Annotated in this window: 18 protein-coding genes; 12 read left to right on the forward strand and 6 right to left on the reverse strand. The window is 73.3% G+C overall.

All coding sequences use genetic code 11. From position 1 onward, the window contains the following. The first annotated feature begins 94 nt into the window (after positions 1–94). From atpA to OO57_RS15290, 6 genes are all read left to right on the forward strand, one after another. Positions 95–1,669, forward strand: coding sequence for a F0F1 ATP synthase subunit alpha (gene atpA / locus OO57_RS15265; RefSeq protein ID WP_033252986.1), 1,575 nt, complete (start codon positions 95–97; stop codon positions 1,667–1,669). A 33-nt stretch (positions 1,670–1,702) separates the two neighbouring features. After that, positions 1,703–2,617 carry a F0F1 ATP synthase subunit gamma gene (locus OO57_RS15270; RefSeq protein ID WP_033252987.1) on the forward strand — a complete coding sequence of 305 codons (915 nt, stop codon included), beginning with the start codon at positions 1,703–1,705 and terminating at the stop codon, positions 2,615–2,617. A 2-nt stretch (positions 2,618–2,619) separates the two neighbouring features. After that, on the forward strand, positions 2,620–4,065 hold the full coding sequence (gene atpD, locus OO57_RS15275) for a F0F1 ATP synthase subunit beta (RefSeq protein WP_033252988.1): 1,446 nt from the start codon (positions 2,620–2,622) through the stop codon (positions 4,063–4,065). Between the two features lie 217 nt (positions 4,066–4,282). Beyond that, the gene (locus OO57_RS15280; RefSeq protein WP_033252989.1) at positions 4,283–4,666 is read left to right on the forward strand and encodes a F0F1 ATP synthase subunit epsilon; all 384 of its coding nucleotides are present in this window, start codon (positions 4,283–4,285) and stop codon (positions 4,664–4,666) included. Positions 4,667–4,791: 125 nt separating this feature from the next. Continuing rightward, on the forward strand, positions 4,792–5,292 hold the full coding sequence (locus OO57_RS15285) for a DUF2550 domain-containing protein (RefSeq protein WP_033252990.1): 501 nt from the start codon (positions 4,792–4,794) through the stop codon (positions 5,290–5,292). Between the two features lie 61 nt (positions 5,293–5,353). Continuing rightward, positions 5,354–5,926 carry a cob(I)yrinic acid a,c-diamide adenosyltransferase gene (locus OO57_RS15290; RefSeq protein ID WP_033252991.1) on the forward strand — a complete coding sequence of 191 codons (573 nt, stop codon included), beginning with the start codon at positions 5,354–5,356 and terminating at the stop codon, positions 5,924–5,926. 7 nt (positions 5,927–5,933) lie between these two features. Here the strand turns inward: OO57_RS15290 and OO57_RS15295 are convergent, their stop codons facing one another. Continuing rightward, positions 5,934–6,464, reverse strand: a complete 531-nt coding sequence (locus tag OO57_RS15295) for a hypothetical protein (RefSeq protein WP_033252992.1) — start codon at positions 6,462–6,464, stop codon at positions 5,934–5,936. Positions 6,465–6,587: 123 nt separating this feature from the next. Between OO57_RS15295 and OO57_RS15300 the strand changes: the two genes are divergently transcribed. The 4 genes from OO57_RS15300 to OO57_RS15315 all read left to right on the forward strand — a co-directional run bounded on the left by OO57_RS15300 (position 6,588) and on the right by OO57_RS15315 (position 11,832). Then, the gene (locus OO57_RS15300) at positions 6,588–7,778 is read left to right on the forward strand and encodes a sensor histidine kinase (protein ID WP_033252993.1); all 1,191 of its coding nucleotides are present in this window, start codon (positions 6,588–6,590) and stop codon (positions 7,776–7,778) included. Beyond that, complete coding sequence (locus OO57_RS15305; protein WP_033252994.1) at positions 7,775–8,425, forward strand: response regulator; 651 nt, start codon at positions 7,775–7,777, stop codon at positions 8,423–8,425. The genes OO57_RS15300 and OO57_RS15305 overlap by 4 nt, the downstream gene beginning before the upstream one ends. Before the next feature lie 424 nt (positions 8,426–8,849). Next, complete coding sequence (locus OO57_RS15310) at positions 8,850–9,185, forward strand: STAS domain-containing protein (protein WP_033252995.1); 336 nt, start codon at positions 8,850–8,852, stop codon at positions 9,183–9,185. Between the two features lie 184 nt (positions 9,186–9,369). Further along, the gene (locus OO57_RS15315; protein WP_158715131.1) at positions 9,370–11,832 is read left to right on the forward strand and encodes an ATP-binding protein; all 2,463 of its coding nucleotides are present in this window, start codon (positions 9,370–9,372) and stop codon (positions 11,830–11,832) included. Between the two features lie 7 nt (positions 11,833–11,839). On the opposite strand, the gene OO57_RS39470 is transcribed toward OO57_RS15315, so the two are convergent. Genes OO57_RS39470 through nucS form a run of 3 tightly spaced genes read right to left on the reverse strand, consistent with a single transcriptional unit; the run spans position 11,840 to position 14,418 of the window. Then, the gene (locus OO57_RS39470) at positions 11,840–13,054 is read right to left on the reverse strand and encodes a nucleotidyl transferase AbiEii/AbiGii toxin family protein (RefSeq protein ID WP_051777662.1); all 1,215 of its coding nucleotides are present in this window, start codon (positions 13,052–13,054) and stop codon (positions 11,840–11,842) included. After that, positions 13,051–13,713: a hypothetical protein gene (locus tag OO57_RS15325; protein ID WP_051777665.1), complete on the reverse strand. Its 663-nt coding sequence runs from the start codon at positions 13,711–13,713 to the stop codon at positions 13,051–13,053. The genes OO57_RS39470 and OO57_RS15325 overlap by 4 nt, the downstream gene beginning before the upstream one ends. Positions 13,714–13,758: 45 nt before the next feature. Further along, the gene (nucS, locus tag OO57_RS15330) at positions 13,759–14,418 is read right to left on the reverse strand and encodes an endonuclease NucS (RefSeq protein WP_033252996.1); all 660 of its coding nucleotides are present in this window, start codon (positions 14,416–14,418) and stop codon (positions 13,759–13,761) included. A 547-nt stretch (positions 14,419–14,965) separates the two neighbouring features. Between nucS and OO57_RS15335 the strand changes: the two genes are divergently transcribed. After that, positions 14,966–15,358 (forward strand): SCO5389 family protein, encoded by a 393-nt coding sequence (locus OO57_RS15335; RefSeq protein WP_033252997.1) that lies wholly within the window; start codon positions 14,966–14,968, stop codon positions 15,356–15,358. 141 nt (positions 15,359–15,499) lie between these two features. Here OO57_RS15335 and OO57_RS15340 read toward each other — a convergent pair whose 3' ends face one another. Together OO57_RS15340 and OO57_RS15345 are read right to left on the reverse strand one after the other, a co-directional pair. Beyond that, positions 15,500–16,666: an LLM class flavin-dependent oxidoreductase gene (locus tag OO57_RS15340; RefSeq protein WP_051777667.1), complete on the reverse strand. Its 1,167-nt coding sequence runs from the start codon at positions 16,664–16,666 to the stop codon at positions 15,500–15,502. A 330-nt stretch (positions 16,667–16,996) separates the two neighbouring features. Continuing rightward, a complete protein-coding gene (locus tag OO57_RS15345; RefSeq protein ID WP_158715132.1) occupies positions 16,997–21,595 on the reverse strand; it encodes a hypothetical protein in 4,599 nt (1,532 codons plus the stop codon). 658 nt (positions 21,596–22,253) lie between these two features. Here OO57_RS15345 and OO57_RS15350 point away from each other — a divergent pair. Continuing rightward, on the forward strand, positions 22,254–22,841 hold a 588-nt coding region (locus OO57_RS15350), incomplete at its 3' end, for a hypothetical protein (protein WP_033252999.1).

Genomic DNA, 22,841 nt, shown 5'->3' on the forward strand with positions numbered 1-22,841 from the left:
GTACGGCCGGTTCACCCGACCCGGCCGAGAGTCGAGCACTTGCGGCCCTCAATGGCGGGCCGAGGATCGCAAACTAGGAGAGCAGGGAAGCCTGATGGCGGAGCTTACGATCCGTCCGGAGGAGATCCGGGACGCGCTGGCCGACTTTGTCCAGTCGTACCAGCCGGACGCGGCCTCGCGTGAAGAGGTCGGCACGGTCACCGAGGCCATGGACGGTATCGCCAAGGTCGAGGGTCTGCCCTCGGTCATGGCCAACGAACTGCTGAAGTTCGAGGACGGCACCCTCGGCCTCGCGCTGAACCTCGACACCCGCGAGATCGGTGTCGTCGTCCTCGGTGAGTTCTCGGGCATCGAAGAGGGCCAGACGGTGCAGCGCACCGGCGAGGTCCTCTCCGTCCCGGTCGGCGACGGCTACCTCGGCCGCGTCGTGGACCCGCTGGGCAACCCGATCGACGGCCTGGGCGAGATCGCGGCCACCGGCCGCCGCGCCCTGGAGCTGCAGGCCCCCGGCGTCATGGCCCGCAAGTCGGTCAAGCAGCCGCTGCAGACCGGCATCAAGGCGATCGACGCGATGACCCCGATCGGCCGCGGCCAGCGCCAGCTGATCATCGGTGACCGCCAGACCGGCAAGACCGCCGTCGCCGTCGACACGATCATCAACCAGCGCGACAACTGGCGCTCGGGCGACCCGGAGAAGCAGGTCCGCTGCATCTACGTCGCCGTGGGCCAGAAGGGCTCCACCATCGCGTCCGTCCGCGGCGCCCTGGAGGAGGCCGGCGCGCTGGAGTACACCACCATCGTGGCCGCTCCCGCCTCCGACCCGGCCGGCTTCAAGTACCTCGCCCCGTACACCGGTTCGGCCATCGGCCAGGAGTGGATGTACGACGGCAAGCACGTCCTCATCGTCTTCGACGACCTGTCGAAGCAGGCCGAGGCCTACCGCTCCGTCTCCCTGCTGCTGCGCCGCCCGCCGGGCCGCGAGGCGTACCCGGGCGACGTCTTCTACCTGCACTCCCGCCTGCTGGAGCGCTGCGCCAAGCTGAACGACGCCCTCGGCGGCGGCTCGATGACCGGTCTGCCGATCATCGAGACCAAGGCCAACGACGTCTCGGCGTACATCCCGACCAACGTCATCTCGATCACCGACGGCCAGTGCTTCCTGGAGTCCGACCTGTTCAACGCCGGCATCCGCCCGGCCGTGAACGTCGGCATCTCGGTCTCCCGCGTCGGTGGCTCCGCCCAGATCAAGGCCATGCGCTCGGTCGCCGGCCGTCTGCGCCTCGACCTCGCCCAGTACCGCGAGCTGGAGGCGTTCGCCGCCTTCGGTTCCGACCTGGACGCGGCCTCCAAGGCCCAGCTGGAGCGCGGTGCGCGCATGGTCGAGCTGCTGAAGCAGGGCCAGTACCAGCCGTTCCCGGTCGAGGAGCAGGTCGTCTCGATCTGGGCCGGCACCACCGGCCAGCTGGACGACGTCCCGGTGGCGGAGATCCGCCGCTTCGAGCGCGAGTTCCTGGACAACGTCCGCCTGGAGCACAAGGGCATCCTGGCCGGCATCGTCGAGACCGGCCTGCTGGAGCAGGGCACGATCGACGCGCTGACCGCCGCGATCACGTCCTTCAAGCAGGGCTTCACCACGGCTGACGGCAAGCTGCTCTCCGAGCAGGCCTGAGTCCGGTAGCGAGGGAAAGGACGTAACGACCCAATGGGAGCACAGCTTCGGGTCTACAAGCGCCGCATCCGCTCCGTCACCGCGACGAAGAAGATCACCAAGGCGATGGAGATGATCTCCGCGTCGCGCATCGTCAAGGCGCAGCGCGCGGTGGCCGCCTCCACTCCGTACGCCGACGAGCTCACCCGCGCGGTGACCGCGGTGGCCACCCGGTCCACCGCGAAGCACCCGCTGACCACCGAGAACCCGAACGCCTCGCGCGCCGCCGTCCTGCTGATCACGGCGGACCGCGGCCTGGCGGGCGGCTACTCGACCAACGCCATCAAGCAGTCGCTGGCGCTCGCCGCCCGCCTCCGCGAAGAGGGCAAGGAAGTGGTCACGTACATCGTCGGCCGCAAGGGCGTGGGCTACTACGGCTTCCGCAACCTGGCGGTGGCGAACTCCTGGACCGGCTTCTCCGACAAGCCGACCTACAGGGACGCCAAGACGGTCGCGGCGGACCTGATCGCGGCCTTCACCGCGGAGACCGGCGGCGTGGACGAGCTGCACCTGGTGTCGACCGAGTTCGTGTCGATGCTGACGCAGAACGCGATCGACGCCCGCCTGCTGCCGCTGAAGCTCGACGAGGTCGAGCTGAGCGACGGCGCGCCGGCCAAGAACCAGATCTTCCCGCTGTACGACTTCGAGCCGTCGGCGGAGGGCGTCCTCGACGCACTGCTGCCGCGGTACGTCGAGAGCCGGATCTACAACGCGCTGCTGCAGTCGGCTGCCTCCGAGCACGCCGCCCGCCGCCGCGCCATGAAGAGCGCGACGGACAACGCCGGCGAGCTCATCAAGTCGCTGACGCGGCTTGCCAACTCGGCCCGTCAGGCCGAGATCACCCAGGAAATCAGCGAGATCGTGGGCGGCGCGAACGCGCTGGCCGACGCTAGCGCGGGGAGCGAATGAGTATGACCACCACTGTTGAGCCGACCACGGCGACGGGCCGCGTCGCGCGGGTCATCGGCCCGGTCGTCGACGTGGAGTTCCCCGTCGACGCCATTCCGGAGATGTTCAACGCCCTGCACGTCGAGGTGAACAACCCCGACGGCACGGGCAAGAAGACCCTGACCCTCGAGGTCGCCCAGCACCTCGGCGACGGCCTGATCCGCGGCATCTCGATGCAGCCGACCGACGGCCTGGTCCGCGGCGCGCAGGTCACCGACACCGGTTCGGCGATCTCCGTCCCGGTCGGCCAGATCACCAAGGGCAAGGTGTTCAACGCCCTCGGCGAGGTGCTGAACGTCGACAAGGCCGAGTTCGAGTCCCAGGTGGAGGTCCGCTGGCCGATCCACCGCAAGGCCCCGAACTTCTCCGAGCTCGAGTCGAAGACCGAGATGTTCGAGACCGGCATCAAGGTCATCGACCTGCTCACCCCGTACGTCACCGGTGGCAAGATCGGTCTGTTCGGTGGTGCCGGTGTCGGCAAGACCGTTCTGATCCAGGAGATGATCTACCGCGTCGCCGAGAACTTCGGTGGTGTGTCGGTGTTCGCCGGTGTCGGCGAGCGCACCCGCGAGGGCAACGACCTCATCGACGAGATGGTCGACTCGGGCGTCCTGGACAAGACCGCGCTGGTCTTCGGCCAGATGGACGAGCCCCCGGGCACCCGTCTGCGCGTCGCGCTCTCCGCGCTGACCATGGCGGAGTACTTCCGCGACGTCGAGAAGCAGGACGTGCTCCTCTTCATCGACAACATCTTCCGGTTCACCCAGGCCGGTTCCGAGGTGTCGACCCTGCTCGGCCGCATGCCCTCCGCGGTGGGCTACCAGCCGAACCTGGCCGACGAGATGGGCCTCCTGCAGGAGCGCATCACCTCGACCCGCGGTCACTCGATCACCTCGATGCAGGCGATCTACGTCCCCGCGGACGACCTGACCGACCCGGCCCCGGCCACCACCTTCGCCCACCTGGACGCGACCACCGTTCTGTCGCGCCCGATCTCGGAGAAGGGCATCTACCCGGCCGTCGACCCGCTGGACTCCACGTCCCGCATCCTCGACCCGCGGTACATCACGCAGCTCCACTACGACACGGCCGTCCGCATCAAGGGGATCCTGCAGAAGTACAAGGACCTCCAGGACATCATCGCGATCCTCGGCATCGACGAGCTGTCCGAGGAGGACAAGGTCACGGTGCAGCGGGCCCGCCGCATCGAGCGCTTCCTCTCGCAGAACACCTACGTGGCGAAGCAGTTCACCGGTGTCGACGGCTCGACCGTTCCGCTGTCGGAGACCATCGAGGCCTTCAACGCGATCGCGGACGGCAAGTACGACCACGTCCCGGAGCAGGCCTTCTTCATGTGCGGTGGCATCGACGACCTCGAGCGCAACGCCGCCGAGCTGCTGAAGAAGTAACCGCAGGCCGGTTGCACGGCAGACCGAACCGTTGAGGGGTGGTCCCCGGCTCTCAGTCGGGGGCCACCCCTCAACGCTGGATCTGCTGTGATCCCGGTCATCTACGGGCCCTTGGTTTCGTCCCGGGGGCGCGTGACCGTTATTCTTACCGAAACTGCCGAGATCGCCGCCCGTTCGCCCGGGTGCCCGAGGACCGGCAAGAGCCAAGGAGCCCACGTTGGCTGAGCTGCACGTCGAGCTGGTCGCAGCCGACCGCAAGGTGTGGTCCGGTGCGGCCACCATCGTTGTCGCCCGTACGGCCTCCGGTGACACCGGCATCATGCCGGGCCACACCCCGGTGCTGAGCGTGCTGGAGACCGGCCCGGTCACCATCCGCACCACCGACCAGGGCACGGTCGTCGCCGCGGTGCACGGCGGCTTCATCTCGTTCGCCGACAACAAGCTGTCGATCCTCGCCGAGATCGCCGAGCTGGCCGACGAGATCGACGTCGCCCGGGCCGAGCGGGCCCTGGAGAACGCCAAGAACGAAGCCGACTCGCACGCCGAGCGGCGCGCCGAGGTCCGCCTGCTCGCCGCCGGCGGCCTCAAGGCGCAGCACTGAGCCTGATCTCTCAGCGACGGTCCCGGGGACGCCTGGAGCGTGACCCCGGGACTGTCGTATCAGTTGGTAGGAACGAGCGGTCGTGGGTCGACCGCCACGGGGATGCAGCGAGGAGGTAGGTGAGCATGGTCCTCGCCCTTGTGGTGTGCGCGGCCGTCGTGGTCCTCGCCGTCGCCGGCCTGGTCGGCTTCGCGGTACGCCGCCGCCTCATCCAGCGGGTGGGCGGCACCTTCGACTGCTCCTACCGCCTGAAAATGCCGGCCGACGCCTCCACGCAGCCGGATCTCGACGAGAACGGCCAACCCACCTCCGCCCCGGTCCCGCAGACCGACGGCAAGGGGTGGGTTTTTGGTATCGGCCGCTACAGCGGCGACTCCATCGAGTGGTTCCGGGTCTTCTCCTACGCCCCCCGCCCCCGCCGGGTCCTGCCGCGCACCGAGATCGAGGTCCTCGGCCGCCGCTACCCGCAGGGCCAGGAGGAACTCGCCCTGCTGTCCGGTTCGGTGGTGCTCCGCTGCCTGCACAAGGGCGCCCCGCTGGAGCTCGCGATGAGCGACGACGCCCTGACCGGCTTCCTGGCCTGGCTGGAGGCGGCACCGCCCGGACAGAGGGTGAACGTCGCCTGAGGCCCTTCGGAGCCGGTGAGGTGCTGTTAACGGCGGTGAACCGGCCCGCTAGGCTGCGGGCATGGTGAACCTGACGCGCATCTACACCCGGACCGGGGACGACGGCACGACCGCGCTCGGCGACATGAGCCGGACCACGAAGACCGATCCCCGCCTGATCGCGTACGCGGACACCAACGAGGCCAACGCGGCGCTCGGCGTGGCGCTGGCCGCCGGGGGGCTGGACGAGGAACTGGTCGCGGTGCTGACCCGGATCCAGAACGACCTGTTCGACGTCGGCGCGGACCTGGCGACCCCGATCGTGGAGGACCCGAAGTACCCGCCGCTGCGGGTCCTGCAGTCCTACGTGGACCGGCTGGAGGCCGACTGCGACCGGTTCCTGGCGGAGCTGGAGAAGCTGCGCAGCTTCATCCTGCCCGGCGGGACGCCCGGGGCGGCGTACCTGCACCTGGCCTGCACGGTGGTGCGGCGGGCCGAGCGGGCGACCTGGGCGGCGATCGAGGAGCACGGGGAGAGCATCAACCCGCTGACCGCGAAGTACCTGAACCGGCTCTCCGACCTGCTGTTCATCCTGGCGCGGACGGCCAACAAGGAGCGCGGCGACGTGCTGTGGGTGCCGGGCGAGAACCGCTGACGGCTGCTCACCGCGCCCGCTTGGGGAAGAGCGTGTAGCTGGCGGCGACCAGCAGGTTGACGCCGACGACCAGGCCCATCCGCGGGTACCAGGAGTCCAGCGCCGCGGTGCGGGCGCCGTCGCCGGCCAGCCACTGCACGGCGGCGACCAGCGCCACCGTGACCGCCGCGGCCAGCAGCGTCAGGGCGAACACGCCCCACTCGTAACGGGCCCGCGGCGCACCGTACTTCGGCGCTCCGGCGGGCTTCGGGCCGCCCGCCAGGCGGTGCGCGGCGTGCCCGTCGGCCCAGCGGACCAGGCGGTGGCCGTAGGCGAGCGAGAAGCCGACGTAGGCGGCCGCCAGGCCGTGCGTCCAGTCGGCGGTGGCGCCGCCGCGCAGGTCCGCGACGGTCGCGGCGAGGATCACCAGGTCGACCACCGGGAGCAGGGCCAGCACCACCGCGCCGGTGCGGCGCAGCCGCAGCGCGTACCGGGCCAGCAGTCCGGCCGCCAGCACCACCCAGAAGCCGGCCTCGCCGGCCACGATCAGGGAAACCATGCTTCGATCCTGCGCCCGCGCGGGCGCCGGGTCATCGTCCGGGCAGTCGAGCGGGGCGTGCGACTTTCGTCGGACGGCGGGTCGTCCGACCGGTCGTTCCCGCAGCTGGGGAGGAGTGCTGGGATGGGCCCCGTGAGGCTCACCGACCGCCAGGAGGACCTGGCCATCGCCGCCGCCGGGCTGCTCGGCGGCCTGCTGCTGCTCGCCTTCGGCGCCTACGACGCCCGGCCCGGGCTGCCGGTGTGGGCGGTGGCGCTGCCGCTGGCCGCGATGGCGGCGCTGGAGCTCGGGCGGCGCCGGTGGACGGTCTGGACGGTCTGCCTCGGCGGCGTGCTGTTCGGCGCCGCGGTCTACCTGGGCTCGCTGATGGCGACCCTGCTGATGTACACCGACCTGCTGTACGCGGCGACCCTGTACGGCCCGGCCCGGATGAGCAAGGTGCTGCAGCTGACCGGCGCCGCCGCGACCCTGGTGCTCTCCGGGCTGGCCTGGCGGTACGGGTCGGTGCCCGGGGCGCTGCTGGTCGCGGTGTTCTGCGGGCTGGTCTTCCTCGCCCCGGTGTGGACGGCCGACCTGCTGCGCCACCACCGGGACCGGGCCGAGACCGAGCGGCTGCGGGCCGAGCAGACCGCGCTGCTCGCCGAGTTGGACCGGCGCGGGGCGGTGGTCGCGGAGCGCGCCCGGATGGCCCGGGAACTGCACGACGTGATCGCCAACCACCTGTCGGCGATCGCCATCCACGCCACCGGCGCCCAGGCGGTGGCCCGCCGCCAGCGGCGCGCGTCGGACGAGCCGCTGGTCGAGGCGCTGGCGGTGATCCGGGAGAACAGCGTGCAGGGCCTGGCCGAGATGCGCCGGATGATCGGCCTGCTGCGCGAGGCCGTCCCCGAAGAGCCGTACGCCGCACCGCGGTTGGCCGCCGTCGACGTGCTGCTGGAGCAGGCCCGGGCGGCCGGGCGGGAGGCCGGGCTGCGGTTCGAGGCCGAGGAGGTCGGCGAGCGCGGCGAGCTGCCCGCACCGCTGGAGCTGGCCGCGTACCGGATCGTCCAGGAGTCGCTGACCAACGCCGTCAAGCATGCCGCGCCCGGGGTGGTGCGGCTGGAGATCCGTTACGGGGAGGGCGAGTTGGAGATCTCGGTGGTGTCCGCGTACCGGCCGGGGGAGGGGCGGCCGGTGCCCGGGGCGAGGGCCGGGCTGGTCGGGATGGGCGAGCGGGCCCACCTGCTCGGCGGGGAACTCACCGCCGGGCCGGACGGGGGGACGTGGACGGTGCGGGCGGTGCTGCCGCGGACGGCGGGAGGGGAGCGGGCGTGATCAGGGTGCTGGTGGCCGAGGACCAGGCGGCGGTGCGGGCCGCGCTGGTGATGATCCTGCGCGCGGAGGACGACCTGGAGGTGGTCGGCGAGGCCGCCGACGGCGAGCAGGCCGTCCGCCTCGCGCTGGAGCTGCGGCCCGACGTGGTGCTGATGGACGTCCAGATGCCCCGGCTCGACGGCGTCGCCGCGACCCGCGAGGTGGTCGCCGCCGGGGCCGGGCAGGTCCTGGTGCTGACCACCTTCGACCTCGACGCGTACGTGTGGGGGGCGCTGCGGGCCGGGGCGGCCGGGTTCCTGCTCAAGGACCTGGAGGCCGAGACCCTGGTCGAGGGCATCCGGACGGTCGCCCGCGGCGACGGCATGCTCGCGCCCTCGGTCACCCGCCGGCTGATCTCCTCCTTCGCCCGCCCCGGCGCGCCCGCCGCCCCGGCCGGGCTGGACGACCTCACGCCCAGGGAGCGGGAGGTGCTGGGCTGCCTCGGGGCGGGCCTGTCCAACGCGCAGATCGCGCAGCGGCTGCGCACCGCCGAGGCCACCACCAAGACGCACGTCAGCCGGATCCTGGCCAAGCTCGGCCTGCGCAGCCGGGTGCAGGCGGCGATCCTCGCGCAGGAGTTGGGGGTGCCCCTCCCGGGGGAGGAGTGAGCGCGGAGCGCGGGAGGGGTGCAGATCACACCCTCCCCGGCGCAGATCACACCGCCGGAACGCACCACGGCGGGCGCGCTCCCACTAGAGTCCGGCGAGAGCGATGCCGCTCCCGCAGGTGGTCCGTGCTGCCCGGGTGCGGGACGTTCTGGGCGGCCGGGTGAGTTTGCTCACGGTCCGCCCCGCAGACGGGTGATTTGGGCGGTAATCGAGCGTAGGTGTGAGGTGATCCTGCGTATATTCCCTCGGACGGGTGAAGTTGAGGGACAGTCCGGCGGGTGACAGCAACCTGCGGAACTGGTTCACCGTCAGATTCAGGAAGGGGCCGGTGCGCGGACACGGCCCCACAGGGCGCGGACGTTCCCCCAGCTGCGGGTGCACCGTGGCAGCGGACGTACGGCGGACGGCCGAGGAGGAGGACAGCATGCGCATCACCGGCGACCACACCGCACTGACCGTCGAAGGGCGGCTCGACGTGCGCAGCGCCGCCGACGCCAGGGCGCTGCTGCACGCCGCCGTCGACGGTGGCGAGGGCGACCTCGTCCTCGACCTCGGGCGCCTGGAGTTCTGGGACGCCACCGGCCTCGGCGTCATCATGGGCACCCACCGCCGGGCCGGGCGGGCCGGACGGCGCCTGGTGCTCCGCGACGTGCCCGTGCAGCTGCAGCGGCTGCTGGTCGCGACCAGGCTGCACCGGATCCTCGCGGTCGAGGGTGCGGTGCAGGACCCCTGCGGGACGACGCTCCCGGCCCTGGGGTAGCGCGCGCCGCGGGGCGTGCGCCGACCGCCCCGACCCCCCGGCCGCACGTCCGGTCGCACGTCGCCGCTCGTCAGCGGGGTTCGTGTGCAGAGCGGCTAGGCGCCGGAGCCACCCTGCGTGGTGACCGGCCACGGACATGTGGGAAAGTCTCCGCTCAGGTGTCCGAGTGGCGGGGAGCAGTGACGTGGGTCAGCCGAGCGGGGAGTTCCGGGGGGACGGGGTGCGCCCGCGGAGCGGGGAACTGGTCAGCGGCGAGCGGCTGGTGGTGGTCGGCGGGCCGGAGGGCTCGGAGGCCCGGCACTGCCCGGACGAGTGGATGCCGCAGCCCCGCCGGATCCGCGGACTGGTCCAGGCCCGCCCCGAGCTGGGCCCCAGCCCGGCCGTCGGCCCGCTCGCGCTCGGCGCCGGACCGGCCGACCTGCGGCTGCTCGACCGGGACGGCGACATCGCGGCCCTGCTGGAGCAGCTCCGGGCCGGCCGCTCCGTCCAGCTCGTCGGACAGGCCGGATCGGGCCGCTCCGCCCTGCTCGCCGCCGTCGCCGAAGCGGCCGGGGAACTCGCCCCCGACGGCGTGGTGCGCCTGAGCGGCTACCGCCGGACCGTCACCGACCTGCTGCAGGACCTGTTCGCCGCCACCCACCAGGCCCCCGACTTCCGCCCCGACCGGGAGCAGCTCGCCGAACTGCTGGCCGGCGTCGCCGCGGTCGTGGTCATCGACGACGTCGAACCGTACGGCGAGGAACTCGAGGAACTGCTCGCCCTCGCCCCCGAGTGCGCCTTCCTGATCGCCGCCGTCCCCGGCAGCCCGCCCCCCGCCCCCGGCTCCCGGCTGCGCGACCACCTGGTCGCGGGCCTGTCCCGCCCCGCCTCCCTGACCCTGGCGGCCCGGCTCGCGGGCCGCCCGCTCGACGAGCTCGAACGGGCCTGGGCGGTCGACCTCTGGTTCGAGTCCGAGGGCCTGCCGCTGCGCTTCGTCCGGGCCGCCGCGCTGCTGCGCCAGCGCGACGTCACGGTGGACTCCCTGGTCGCCGCCCAGGAGGACCGGCGGAGCCTGTTCGGCTCCGTCCAGGAGTACGAACTGCCCAGGGACCCGGCCGACTTGGAACGGGAACTGCGCCAGCAGGTGCCGCTGCCCTCGGTGGGGGAGAGCGCCGCGCCGGCCCGCCGCCTGGTCCAGGGGCTGAGCGAGTCCGCCCGGCTGGTGCTGCGGCTCGCCCTCGCCCTCGAAGGGGAGTGCCCGACCGCCCCGCACCTGCCCGCGCTGGTCGACGTCGGCCTCGGCGAGAGCGCCCTGCAGGAACTCGTCGAAGCCGGGCTCGCGGTCTCCGTCGGCGGCCACCACCGCCTCACCGAAGGCGTCCTCGACGCCCTGCTGCCCGAGGTCGAGGACGACAGCAACGGCCTGCCCGCCCCGTTCGCCCCCGGCGGGATCGCGCACGGCGCCGCCGAACACCTCTCCTGGTGGGTCGGACACGCCTCCGTCTCCACCCGGCAGGTCGCCGCCGAGGCCGAGGTCATCCTCGCTGTGCTGTTCGCCGAACGGAACGCCGACCGCCCCGCCGAGGTGCTCCGCCTCGCCCGGGCCGCCGCCCCCGCGCTCGCGCTGTCGCTGCGCTGGGGCGCCTGGGAGCGCGCCCTGCAGCTCGGCCTGGAAGCCGCCAGGATGCTCGGCGCCGACGCCGAACAGGGCTGGTTCCACCACGAGTTGGGCGTGCACGCGCTCTGCACGGGCGACACCCGGCGGGCCGTCGCCGAACTCGAGGCCGCGCTCGCGCTGCGCGCCGCCGCGGGCGAACAGCGCGGCGTCGCCGGGGCCCGCCGGATGCTCGACCTGATCCGGATCGAGGAGACCGCGGCCCTGACCGCGGGCCCCGACACCGCGCCCGTCCGCCGCCGCCGCTCCATCCGGGCCATCGCCCAGGTCGTCCCCGGCCGCCTGCGCAAGCGGGCCCCGCGCGGCGCCCGCAAGACCGTGCTGCTCGCCGGTGCGGCGGTGATGGCGCTCGGCGTCCTCGGCACCGCGATCGGCGTCGCCGCCACCGGCGACGACCACCCGGGCGGCGACCGCACCGGCACCTCCGCCGACGACCTCCCCCCGCTCGACCCCACCCCGACCCCGCGCAGCACCTCGCCCGCCCCCACCCCGTCCGGCGACAGCCCCACCCCGACGGACAGCCCGAGCGCGAGCGGCAGCCCCACCGCGAGCGCCCCCACCACCAGCAGCCCCTCCGCCACCCACCGGTCCGGCGGCTCCCCGTCCCCGAGCACCACGAAGTCGAGCGGCGGCACGGGCGCGGGCGGCACCACGGGCGGCGGCGGTACGAGCGCGGGCGGGACGACCGGCGGCACGACCGGCGGGAGCGCCGGCACCGGGGGGACGACGACCGGAGGCACGACGGGCGGGACGACCACCGGCGGCACCACCGGCACCGGCGGGACGACGACCGGCGGCACCACCGGCGGCACCACCGGCACCGGCGGGACGACGACCGGCGGTACGACCGGCGGCAGCGACACCGGCGGGACCACCGGCGGGACCACCGGCGGCACGACCGGCGGCAGCGACACCGGCGGGACGACCGGCGGCGCCACCGGAGGTGCCACGGGCGGCAGCACCGGCGGGACGCCCACCGGCAGCCCGTCCTGACGGGGGCTCAGAAGGGCAGCGAGCGGAGCTGCTGACGCGTCCAGGTGCCGTCCGCGACGCGGCGGGCCAGGTGGTGCCAGGCCGGGCAGGCGAGCATCTCGCGGGCCAGCCGGGAGTCGGGCCGGTCGAGGGCGCGTTCGGTGACCCGGTGGGCCTGGCCGAAGGGGACGGGGCGGCGGGACAGCCACTGCTGGGCCGCCGCCATGCCCTGCCGGTCGTGCAGGTCCCGTACCCGGTCGGCGAGTTCGAGCAGGCGGTGGTGGGGCAGGCCGGGGGAGGGGGCCTCGGCGAAGGTCGGGGCGAGGGCGGCGTCCAGGCGGCGGACCAGGTCGGCGGGGTCCGCGGCGAGCTGCGGGTGCTCGTCGGCGAACGTGCGCCAGTCGGCGGAGCGGTAGTTCTCCAGGGCCTCGGCGCCGATCGGCCCGTCGGCGTACTCCTCGGGTTCCCGCATCGCGGTCAGCGCCGCGGTCAGCACCGGGCGGCGCAGCGGCACGGACTCGGCGAGCAGGACGGCGTCGTACAGGTCCTTGCCCTGCGGGTAGGCGTCGCTGACCAGCCAGATCAGCTTCCAGGCCAGGGAGAGCTCGCGGTCGGCGACCTGGAGCACCGCGCCCGGCGCGACCTCCAGCAGGTCGGGCTCCAGCGGCAGGTGCTCGTGGAAGACGAAGTCCACCTGCACGCCGCCGCCGGGCAGCCCGTCGGCCTCCCAGGGCAGCAGCAGGCGGAGGCCCGGGACGCGGTCGTACGTCCAGATCTCCTCGCTGACGGCCTCCGCCGGGAGGAAGCGGACCGCCCCGTCGGTCGGGACGGCGCCGGTCAGGTCGGCGAACAGCTCGGCGGTGCGCGGGTCCTCCGGCGCCCAGTCGGCGGGGGTGAGGACGAAGTCCAGGTCGCCCGGTTCGCGGGCGGCCGCACCGAACCAGGCGCGCAGCACGACCGAGCCGCGCAGCACCAGGTGGTCGGCCCAGCGGGAGGCGGCGACGGCGGACAGCACGGCGTCCGTCGCGGTGCGGCGGGCGGTGCGCCAGGCGGTGGCGAGCGCGGGGTCGGCGAAGCGCGGGTCGGCGGCCCGGTACGCGTGGGCGTGCTGCTTGAGCGACGGGTCGAAGACCGCGAGCTGCCGAGCCCGCGGGTCCGCGACCGGACGGAACGTCAGCGGCAGCTCCGCGGGGACGCGGCGGGCCAGGTCGGCGGCGTCGGGGGCGTTCGCGGCGTCGGTCACGGCAGGTCCTCCGCGGGGGTGTCGTCGAGCCAGCCCTCGTCCAGGGCGAGCGCCGAGTCGTGGACCACGTACTCGCGTTCGGCCCTCAGGGGCGGGAAGCCGGCGGTGGTGAGGGCGGCGGTGAGGCGGGCCAGCCGGGCGGTGGCGGTGGCGAGGCCGACGCGGTGGCAGCGCTGGGTGACGAAGTAGTGGCGGTGACCGTCGGGTTCGGTGCGGCGGGCGTTCCAGGAGACGTGGGCGTCGTGGCCGTGCGCGGCCCGGGCCAGCGCCTCGCGCGGGGTGCCGGGGGCGGTCCGGACCTTCACGTGGTGCTCGAAGTAGTGGGCGGGGTCGGCGCGTTCGGCCTCGGCGTCGCTGTGCGGGACGCCCGGCACCCAGGGGGCGGCCTCGATCTTGACCCGGACGGGGGTGAACCCGGCGCCGCGCAGCCGGGCGGCCTCGGCGGCGGCCCGGCGGTGCTGCGCGGCCAGCGTGCCCTCGGCCCGCCAGGAGAGCATCGGCTGCGAGGGGTGCCGCCCGCGGGCCAGCAGGATGTGGGTGAACTCCAGGCCGTGCGCGGCCGCCCAGCCGGCCAGCGCCCCGGCCTCGGCCGGGGCCAGCGTCAGGTGGGTCTCGTACGGGCCGGACCACGGGGCGCCGGTGGTGCTGCGAGCGGGCATGCCGGGATTGTGGCAGCCCGCACCGACGGCACCCCGGGGAGGACCCTAGAAGAGCTTGAGCTTGTCGTCGTCGATGCCGCGCAGCTCGTCGTAGTCGAGGACGACGCAGCCGATGCCGCGGTCGGTGGCCAGGACGCGGGCCTGGGGCTTGATCTCCTGGGCGGCGAAGACGCCCTTGACCGGGGCCAGCAGCGGGTCGCGGTTGAGGAGTTCGAGGTAGCGGGTGAGCTGCTCGACGCCGTCGATCTCGCCGCGGCGCTTGATCTCCACGGCGACGGTGGCGCCGTCGGAGTCGCGGCACAGGATGTCGACCGGGCCGATCGGGGTGGGGTACTCGCGGCGGATCAGCTGCCAGCCGGAGCCGAGCACCTCCATCCGGTCGGCCAGCAGCTCCTGGAGGTGGGCCTCCACGCCGTCCTTGATCAGGCCGGGGTCGACGCCCAGTTCGTGCGAGGAGTCGTGGTGGACGTCCTCCAGCGTGATGATCAGCTTCTCGCCGGCCTTGTTGGTGACCGTCCACACGCCGTCGGCCTCCTTGAGGGCGCACGGCGGCGACATCCAGTTCAGCGGCTTGTAGGCCCGGTCGTCGGCGTGGATGCTGACGCTCCCGTCGGCCTTCACGATCACCAGGCGCACGGCGGAGGGCAGATGTGCAGCGAGGCGGCCCGCGTAGTCCACGGTGCACTTGGCGATGACAAGACGCATGGGGACAAGCCTAAGGCCCGCGGGGAGTGCCCCGGTCCGCGTTCGATTCCGGGGCCGGAGCGGCCCGCTCCGCTCCGGTGGGGCCGAAGCGGCGCAATCCCGAGACAGCCGGTCCGGGCGGACGGGTGCCGGGAGCCGTTTGAAGCGAGTGCGCGCACGGCGGGTGTCGACCGGGCGGGAGCGGCGAAGCATGGTGACCGCACGGGCACGCGCGGTGAGGGTGCCTGCTCGGCACGGGGGGTTGGGACACGTCGGATTCCGGCCAATCTCGTCCAGGAAGGGGCGTTCCGGGCGGCAATCCGTCGATTCACCAACCCGGGTGAGGGGGGGACTGCCACGCTGGTCTGACCCTCCGGCCCGAACCCCGACGCGCGGCGTCCGCCGGTGCGCCACACCCGCACCGTTCGAACGGCGCGCGCGGCCCACCGCACGTCCGTCCCACTGTCCCCCGGCGCACCGCGCCCCCGGTACCGCCCCCAGCACCGCCCAGCACACCGGCACCACCGCCCCGGCGACCACGCCGGAGCGGACCGCGAGAGGAGAACCCATGTCGCTCGACGTCTCACCGGCCCTGTTGGAGAAGGCCGAACGAGGCGAGGTCGACGAGCGGGAGTTCGTCGACTGTGTCCGCACCTCGCTGCCCTACGCCTGGGACATGATCAGCTCGCTGGTCGCCCAACTCAAGGTCGACGGAACCGACTTCGCCGACAACGACGTGCCCCCGCCGAGTGAGCAGGAGCGCGGCCAACTGCTCCGCGCGCTGGCCAGCGACGCGATCCGGGGCGCCCTGCAGCGGCACTTCGGCGTCCGGCTGGCGTTCCAGAACTGCCACCGGGTCGCGGTCTTCGCCCCCGGGCCCGAGACCGAGGCGCGGCACGCCCGCTTCACCTCGATCCGGGGCCAGCTGCTCAACCAGTCGCCCGAGCTGCGCGACTGCTGACCGGACGTCGGCGCGCCGCGCCGCACCGCCGCTGACGCGCCGTCAGCGCCCCCAGGACCGCCGAACGCGGGCCGCCCCGGGTCTCCCAGTGCCCCGGGGCGGCCCGCGGCCGCGCGCGGGCCCGTACGGCCCTCAGGGCCCTCAGGACAGCTGCGGCAGCACCTCCGCGCCCAGCCGGGCCAGGTTGTGCAGCGTCGCCGCGGTGTCGCCCGAGCCCTCCGCGAGCAGCGCGAAGCGCCGGATGCCGGTGCGCTCCGCGGTCGCCAGCAGCCGGTCCGCGCACTGCCGGGGCGTGCCGACCGCGTGCAGGTCGCACAGCAGCTCGGTGTACGCCCGCGGGTCGCGCATCGTGCGCTCCCGGCCGTCCACGGTGCGGTGCGCGCCCAGGCCGTGCGCGAAGAAGTCCGGCATCGCCCGCAGCAGGCTGGCCCGGGCCGCCCCCGCCCGGTCGTCCACCTGCGCCACGCCCGCCGCGACGTGCTCCCGCTCGACCCGGGCCAGCTGCTCCTCGCCGCGCCCCGCCGCCCGCCAGGCCGTCCGGTACGCCGCCAGCATCTCCCGCTTGTCCTCGTCGCCCGAGTGCATGCCCAGCAGCATCGGCAGGCCCCGCTCCGCGGCCGTCCGCACCCCGCCCGGCGAGGTGCAGGCCACCACCACCGGCGGGCCCGACCGGGCCGGCGGCGCCTCGTCCTGCCGCTGCCGCGGGATCACCGCCCCCTCCAGGCCCAGCCAGCCCGCCAGCTCCCCCCGCCGTCCCGGCTCCGCCGCCCGCGGCACCACCGCGACCTCCGGGAACGCGAACTGCGGCCCCGACGCCCCCACCCGGGCCCCGCGCAGCCAGCGCAGCAGCAGGTCCAACCGCTCCGGGAAGCCCCGCTCGTACGCCTCCAGGCCGCCGCCGAACACCGCCAGGTCGATCCACGGCCCGCCGCGCCCCACGCCCAGCGTGAACCGGCCGCCCGAGGTCAGGTGCAGCAGCGCCGCCTGCTCGCCCAGCGCCACCGGGTGACGGGTGCTCAGCACGCTCACCGCCGTCCCCACCCCGATCCGCCGGGTGCGGCCCAGCAGCAGCGCGGCCAGCGTCGCCGCGTCCGGGCAGACCCCGTACGGGACGAAGTGGTGCTCGGCCAGCCACACCGCGTCCAGGCCCGCCCGCTCGGCGGCCAGCGCGGCCGAGACCGTCCGCTCCAGCGCCTCGCCGTGGTCCTGGCCCGGGAACTGCGCCGACAGCAGGAAGGCGCCGACCCGGACCGCGTCCGTGCCGGCGCCCGGCGACTGCTCGGCGGCGGGCTGCGCCGCGGGCACCATCCCGGGGCCGGCCGCCCGCGGGGGAGCGGGGCGGGTCTCGGGCCGGGCGGTGGTCTTCGTCATCGGGTGCCTCCATCGGTGCCGCGCAGGGTCGCGGGCCCCGCCGTGTCACCACGTGAGTAACCCATGTCATGTGCCAATGGCACGCCGAACCCCCGATTTCCCCGGGGGAAGGGTGGATTACCGCCGAAACCCCGGTGACCGACCGGCCCGCCGTGCTAATGGGGCGGGTGGGGCACCGGGTGCGCGGCGGACCGGACGGGCCGCGGACGCGGACGGGCCCGGCCCGCCCCGGTGGGGGCGGGCCGGGCCCGTCGGTGCGGGGCGCGGTCAGGCGCCGTAGCCGAGGGCGCTCGCGGTGGTGACGTACTTGTCCGCGAGGGCCTGGTAGTAGGAGGTGTTGGGCAGGACGCGGGCACTCGCGTCGGTGAAGGTGTAGGCGGTGTCCAGCGCGCCGCCCGGGGTGTGGCCCACGGAGACCGCCGCGGCGAAGTCCACGGCCATGTCGGCGTTGCCGTTGAACGGGACGGCGTTGCCGGTCGGGCAGGCGTCGTCGGCGGCGCTGGAGGAGCCGCAGCGGATGTAGTTGTTGACGGTCCGGCGGACGGTGTCCTGTTCGGGCGTGATGGTGGGCCAGGCCGGGATGGTGGCGACGTAGACCTTGACGAAGGTCCAGCCGGTCGGGTCGTCGTCGGTGCGGCGCTTGCGGATCTGGTTGCTCAGCGCGGTCAGCCGGTTCTCGACGTCCACGGCGCTGACGTTGTTGGAGATGTCGGCCGCACCGTTGGAGATCAGCACCGCGCGGGTGAAGCTGTTCTCCAGGACGTTGCGGTCGGTGGGGTTGCCCGCGGACTCCGGGGCGAGCGGGTTGGCGGCGCTGGACAGCGGCTGCAGGTAGTTGTTGGGGAGGTACCAGCTGCTCTTGCCGGCGCTGACCACGCCGTACGGCGTGTGGTTGCCGATCGGGTCGGCCGCGTAGTCGTCGGTCAGCCGCTTGAAGACCAGGTCGTTCAGGTGGTGCGAGTTGTCGCTGAGCGCGGTGTCGCTGTTGACGGTCTGGTCGCCGTACAGCACCAGGGTGCCGTTGCCGCTGGGGACCGGGGTGACGTCGACCGCGCTGAGGTAGGGCACGCCGGGCACGCTGACGGTGAAGGCGCTGCCGGAGGCGTCGCCGGTGTGGTCGCCGCTGCCGTCGACCGTCCCCCAGACCGACTGCTGGGCCGAGCCGTGGGCCGGCACGTTCGAGACCGCGCCCTGCAGGTGCATGCTGACCAGGACGGCGGAACCGTCGGCGGCGTTCAGGGCGATCGGGTCGCTGAGGACGTCACCGCCGACCGGGACGGTCACCGAGGCGGAGCCGCCGAAGGTCAGCGGCAGCGGGTTCGAGGCCGCGGTGGAGCCCGCGCCCTGCGGGGCGATCGAGACGTGCGGCAGGGTGACGGGCGACTTGCCGAGCATGTTGGACAGCCGGATCCGGACCTTGCCGCCCGCGGTGTTGCCGACCGTCAGGTGGGCGGGGACGCGGATGGTCTGGTCGGTCCAGGTCCCCGGCATGTTCCAGTCCTGCCGGGCGGCCCAGGAGCCGACCCAGTTCGGGACGTGGTTGCCGTTGGCGTAAGCCGACTGGCGCAGGCCGACGCCCATGATGTGCAGCGCGTGGTTGCCCGGCTGGGCCTTGGCCGTGACCACCGGCAGCTGGATCGAGGCCAGCGGGACGCCCGGGCAGGGCAGCGGCACGGACAGGGTGACGGGCTGGGCGACGCGGGTGCTGTTGGTGGCGGTGCCCGGCAGGTTGACGCCGGTGAAGGTGACGGCCGGCGCGATCGAACCGGTGCCGGCCCAGTCCGGGACGTAGTCCAGCGTGTACGGGTAGGTCGTGGTCTGGCCGCAGGTGCTGGCGCCGTTGACCGTGGGGTAGGTGACGCTGCCGGTGGCGTTGACCACGTTGCCGCCGGTGGCGAAGGCCAGGAACAGCAGCGAGTTGCCGCTGTTCGCGGTGCCGGTGGTGTCGACCGTGACGGTCTGGCCGCTGGAGAGGATGTTGTCGCCCTTGCCGACCGCGTAGTTCGGGACCTTCATCGGGGCGCCGTTGATCGAGATCGGCAGCCCCGGGGTCCAGCCCGCCGCGGCCAGCACACCGGCCGACATGCTGACGCCGCCGCCGTCGGCGTCGGCCGCGTCGTGGTTGGAGTCGGCGCTGATCGCGGTGTTGTTCAGGCAGGCGGTCAGGTCGGTCAGCTTGCAGGTGGCGCTGGCCGGGGTCAGCCGCAGCGCGTCGATGCCGATCTGGTAGCCGCCGGAGGAGGCGTGCTTGCCCACCGCGGTCACGGTCAGCGTGTGCACGCCCTGGCCGAGCTGCACCGGCTTGCCGGCCGAATCCTTGGGCATGCCGAAGTCCGCGTACAGCAGGTTGACGTTGGCGCTGTAGCCCTCCCAGTCGGCACCGGCCGCCGGGCCCGGCAGGGCCACCGCGTTCGGGGTGCCCGCGTCCAGGACGAAGCGGCTGCGCCCGTAGTCGGAGGCGGTGGTCAGGCTCGCACCGAGCGTCCAGTACCCGCCGTGCGGGACGTCGAAGGACAGCTTCGCGGAGTCGTTCACCGACACCGGGGAGGTGCCGTTGCCCAGCATCGCCTGCTTCCCGCTGTACCACGCCACGGCGCAGCAGTTGTCCTGGGTCTGCAGCGTGCCGGTGGTGGTGGCGGTGCCCGCGGGGACCACGCTGGTGGTGCCGTCGTCGTTGGTCGCGGTGTAGCCGTTGACCAGCTTGTCACCGCCGACCAGGACCGGCGTGGTCAGACCCGCCCAGAAGCTGTAGTCGGCCTGGACGGAGGTCAGCCCCGCCTGGTCGACGGCCTTCACGTACAGGCGGTGCGGACCGACCGTGCCGGGGGCGAACCGCACGCTGGCGAGCGTGCCGCTGGACACCCAGTACTGCTGCTTCCGGACGACCTGCTGCCCGGGCTGCCAGGTCTGCGGCTGGCTCTGCTGGCTCCAGGTCGTCGACGAGAGGTCCGAGTCCAGGGCGAAGATGTACCCGGCGACGTTGTTCTGCCAGTTCGTGGTGAAGCTGAAGGTGCCGTTGGAGTCGTACGCGGCGCCGAACAGGCCCTCCGGGAACTCCGGCGAGGAGACGGCCGGCCTGGGCGGCGGCGTGGTGTCGACCGTGAACACGTGCCACGGGGACCACCCGGACCACATGTCGCCGTCCTTGCTGTGCGTCACGCCCCGCCAGGCGTAGGCGCCGTCCGCCAGCCCGTTGTACGTGTAGGGGCCGCCGGTCGCGGAGTACGCGGAGAACAGGCCGCCCGCCCGTGCGCTGGTGGCGGAGCCGTTCGACCAGTTCCAGATCTCGTAGCCGGACTGCACCTGCTCGCCGTCGGTGTCGCCGCCGGTCGCCTTCATGGTGACGCTGGACGAGTTGACGAAGTCGCCGCCGCCCAGCGCGGACACCACCGGGGAGGTGGCGTCCTGACCGTCCAGGTACGGCGCCCGGTAGTAGGTCACCGACCAGTACGTCCCGGAGGGCTTGAGCCGCTTCCACTGGTTCATGTTCGACTCGTTCTCGGCGTCCACCTCGAAGGTGTGCCACCCGCCGTTGGCCGCGCCCTGCGCCGCGCCGGTCACGTTGAACTCGACCGTGCCCGCCCCGCCGCAGTTGGAGCCCCCGTTGCCGTTGCAGCTCCACTGCGTCTGGACGAAGTTGGACGAACCGCTGCCGGGCTTGTTGCTCCAGCTCAGGTTCCCCGGGAGATCCGCGTCGTTCCACACCTGGACCGGCTCGGGCGACGAGTTCGCGGACCAGATGACGTACGGGTAGAACTTCGCGTCCGTGACCGAGGCGCCCTGGAAGCCGCCGGTGTTCATGACGAAGTACGACCGGTGCACCGAGTAGCACCAGGAACCGCAGTTGGTCCAGTTGCCCAGGTAGCCGATCTTGGCCTCGTCGCCGGTGGTGGCCTTCCAGCCCTTGTCGTTGATCGAGGCCCAGGAGACCACGGACGGGTTGCCGGACCAGGCGGGGTCGATGTACAGCGGGTACACCGTCTCCTTGCCGGTCAGCAGGCCCTTGTCCGGAGTGATCGAGATCTCCCCGGCGGCGACCTTCATCCCCATCCGGGTGGTGTGCGCACCGGAGCCCGGCCCCCTGGTGCTGGACGGGAGGTGCTCGACGGGCAGGTCCTTCGCGGGGGCCGCGGCGCCGCTCTGCTTCCGCTCGCCGGACGGCGACTTGGCAGCCACCCCCCGGCCCTCCTCGGCCAGCAGCTTCTCGCTGGCTTCCTTCGCGGCGGCCAGCTCGGCGGCCGACGGCATCGCGTCGGTCGCGGAGTCCCACACCAGCGGCGGGTCCGCGCGGAACACCGTGTTGCCCTTGGCGTCCTTGGCCTCGGCGTCACCGGAGTCCGCCTGACCGAGCGTCACCCCGTCGGTGCGGGTGGCGAGCTTCAGGGTGGCCAGCGCCGGGTTGGCCGCGGCGGCGGCGTTCTTCACCACCAGGACCTGGCTGAACCCGTCCGGGCGCGCGGTCACCGTCAGGTCCACGTCGGGGAGGATCCCGGGGTAGGTCGCGGTGTCCCCGCTCACCACCGGGGCGGGGAGCGCGGTGGGCCAGGTCAGCGACACCGACTTGCCCTCGCGGACCATGGTCACCAGGGGAGCCGTACCGCCCGCCGAGAACGACACGTCGGCGTCGGTGGCCCCGGGCGCGATCCGCCCGTCGGCCCGCTTCGCCAGCTTGGTGTCCACCGGTACCCAGGCGCCGTTCTTCCGCGCCCGGACCGGTCCGCTGTCCTGACGCATGGTGAACGTCCCGTCGGGGTTCGCCACGGTCTGCGCGTTCTCGGTGGTCAGCTCGTCGACCACCACCGGCTTGCCGGTCCTCTTCGCGGCCTCCGCTGCGGCCTGCTGGGCCTTGGCGGTCCGCAGGTCCACCCGGGGAGCCTGCTCCAGGCCGGCCGGGACCGTCGGCCCCGGCGGCGCCTCCTCCGCCCGCGCCGCCACACCGGCACCGGCCAGCAGCCCGGCCGTCAGTGCGGCCGTCGTTGCCGCAGCCGCCCACCTGCGCCCCGGCCCCGTCCTCCGCGGCCCTCGGCCGCACACAAACATGAAATAGGCCATTCCGGCCCTTCCCCCCATTTCCGTACCGAGGCGTGCCGCGACAGCGCGCCCGTGCGGTGAGCATTCTGGCGCCTGGTTGCAGCTTTTCCAGGTTCTTTGGAAGACCCCGATCGGCACGGGCTGTCCACTTTGGTCAGTCATGGTCCGAAATGTGTTGACATAGAGTGGAGGGCCGTCTTCAAATTGTGACTTCACCAGGCAGAGTTGAGTCGCAGTCAGCTGTCGATGCGTCAAAAACACACATAGTCGCCGCAAGTGGAGATCAGTGATGATCTTGCTTGGATGGGTGGATAGCCCGCCCGGGTGGTCGATACGCTTTGAATGCGGACATTTCAAATTCCCAGGTTATCGCCTTCCGGATTCCCTACGATTGCCGCCGCACTGCCCAGTGCCATGACCAGGGGAGGGAATTTTGAGGAAGGACCGTCTCTCGCATGCGAGAGTAAATCGCCGATTGTGGGGCAGAGGGGGCATGTCCGTGTTGGCGGCGCTCGCGCTGCTGACCGGGGCCGCGCCCGGCGTCTCGTTCGCCGCGCCGGCGGCCAAGCCGACCCCGCCGGCCTTCGACCGGGGGAAGCAGATCCCCTACACCCGGGGAACGGCGGGCAAGGAGATCAAGTCCGCCGACTACCGCAAGTACGATCCGGCGGAGGCGAGCAAGCTGCCGGCCGCCGGCACGGCCGTCGTCGACCTCTCGCCGGAGGAGCCGACCGCCGCGGCGAAGTCCCGTGCGTCGGGCGGCGGCCAGTCGTTCGTCCGGGCCGGTGCGCTGCCGGTCCTGGTCCGGGGAGCTGCCCGGGGCGCCGAGTCCGGGGCCCCGGCCGCCGGGTCGGCCCCGAAGGTGCGGGTCGAGCTGGCGGACCAGTCCGTCGCGCGGCGCGCGGGCGTGCACGGCGTGCTGTTCTCGGTGGGCGCCGAGGGCGCCGAGGGCGGCGCGGGCGCGTCGGCCACCGAGGTGACCGTCGATCCGTCGTCGTTCCGGGCGGCCTTCGGCGGTGACTACGCGGCGCGGCTGCGGCTGGTGCGGCTGCCGGCGTGCGTGCTGACCACGCCGGAGCGG

Origin of the sequence: Kitasatospora phosalacinea (genome assembly GCF_000717185.1) — a bacterium.
GTDB classification, from domain to species: Bacteria; Actinomycetota; Actinomycetes; order Streptomycetales; family Streptomycetaceae; genus Kitasatospora; species Kitasatospora phosalacinea_A.

Excerpts from the sequence above, each read along its gene's own strand:
- OO57_RS15285 (WP_033252990.1), top strand. The coding sequence starts at position 4,792 with ATGGTCCTCGCCCTTGTGGTGTGCGCGGCCGTCGTGGTCCTCGCCGTC.
- OO57_RS15325 (WP_051777665.1), bottom strand. The coding sequence starts at position 13,713 with ATGCCCGCTCGCAGCACCACCGGCGCCCCGTGGTCCGGCCCGTACGAG.
- nucS (WP_033252996.1), bottom strand. The coding sequence starts at position 14,418 with ATGCGTCTTGTCATCGCCAAGTGCACCGTGGACTACGCGGGCCGCCTC.
- OO57_RS15310 (WP_033252995.1), top strand. The coding sequence starts at position 8,850 with ATGCGCATCACCGGCGACCACACCGCACTGACCGTCGAAGGGCGGCTC.
- OO57_RS15290 (WP_033252991.1), top strand. The coding sequence starts at position 5,354 with ATGGTGAACCTGACGCGCATCTACACCCGGACCGGGGACGACGGCACG.
- OO57_RS15340 (WP_051777667.1), bottom strand. The coding sequence starts at position 16,666 with ATGGTGCCCGCGGCGCAGCCCGCCGCCGAGCAGTCGCCGGGCGCCGGC.
- atpA (WP_033252986.1), top strand. The coding sequence starts at position 95 with ATGGCGGAGCTTACGATCCGTCCGGAGGAGATCCGGGACGCGCTGGCC.
- OO57_RS15335 (WP_033252997.1), top strand. The coding sequence starts at position 14,966 with ATGTCGCTCGACGTCTCACCGGCCCTGTTGGAGAAGGCCGAACGAGGC.
- atpD (WP_033252988.1), top strand. The coding sequence starts at position 2,620 with ATGACCACCACTGTTGAGCCGACCACGGCGACGGGCCGCGTCGCGCGG.
- OO57_RS15300 (WP_033252993.1), top strand. The coding sequence starts at position 6,588 with ATGGGCCCCGTGAGGCTCACCGACCGCCAGGAGGACCTGGCCATCGCC.
- OO57_RS15270 (WP_033252987.1), top strand. The coding sequence starts at position 1,703 with ATGGGAGCACAGCTTCGGGTCTACAAGCGCCGCATCCGCTCCGTCACC.
- OO57_RS15295 (WP_033252992.1), bottom strand. The coding sequence starts at position 6,464 with ATGGTTTCCCTGATCGTGGCCGGCGAGGCCGGCTTCTGGGTGGTGCTG.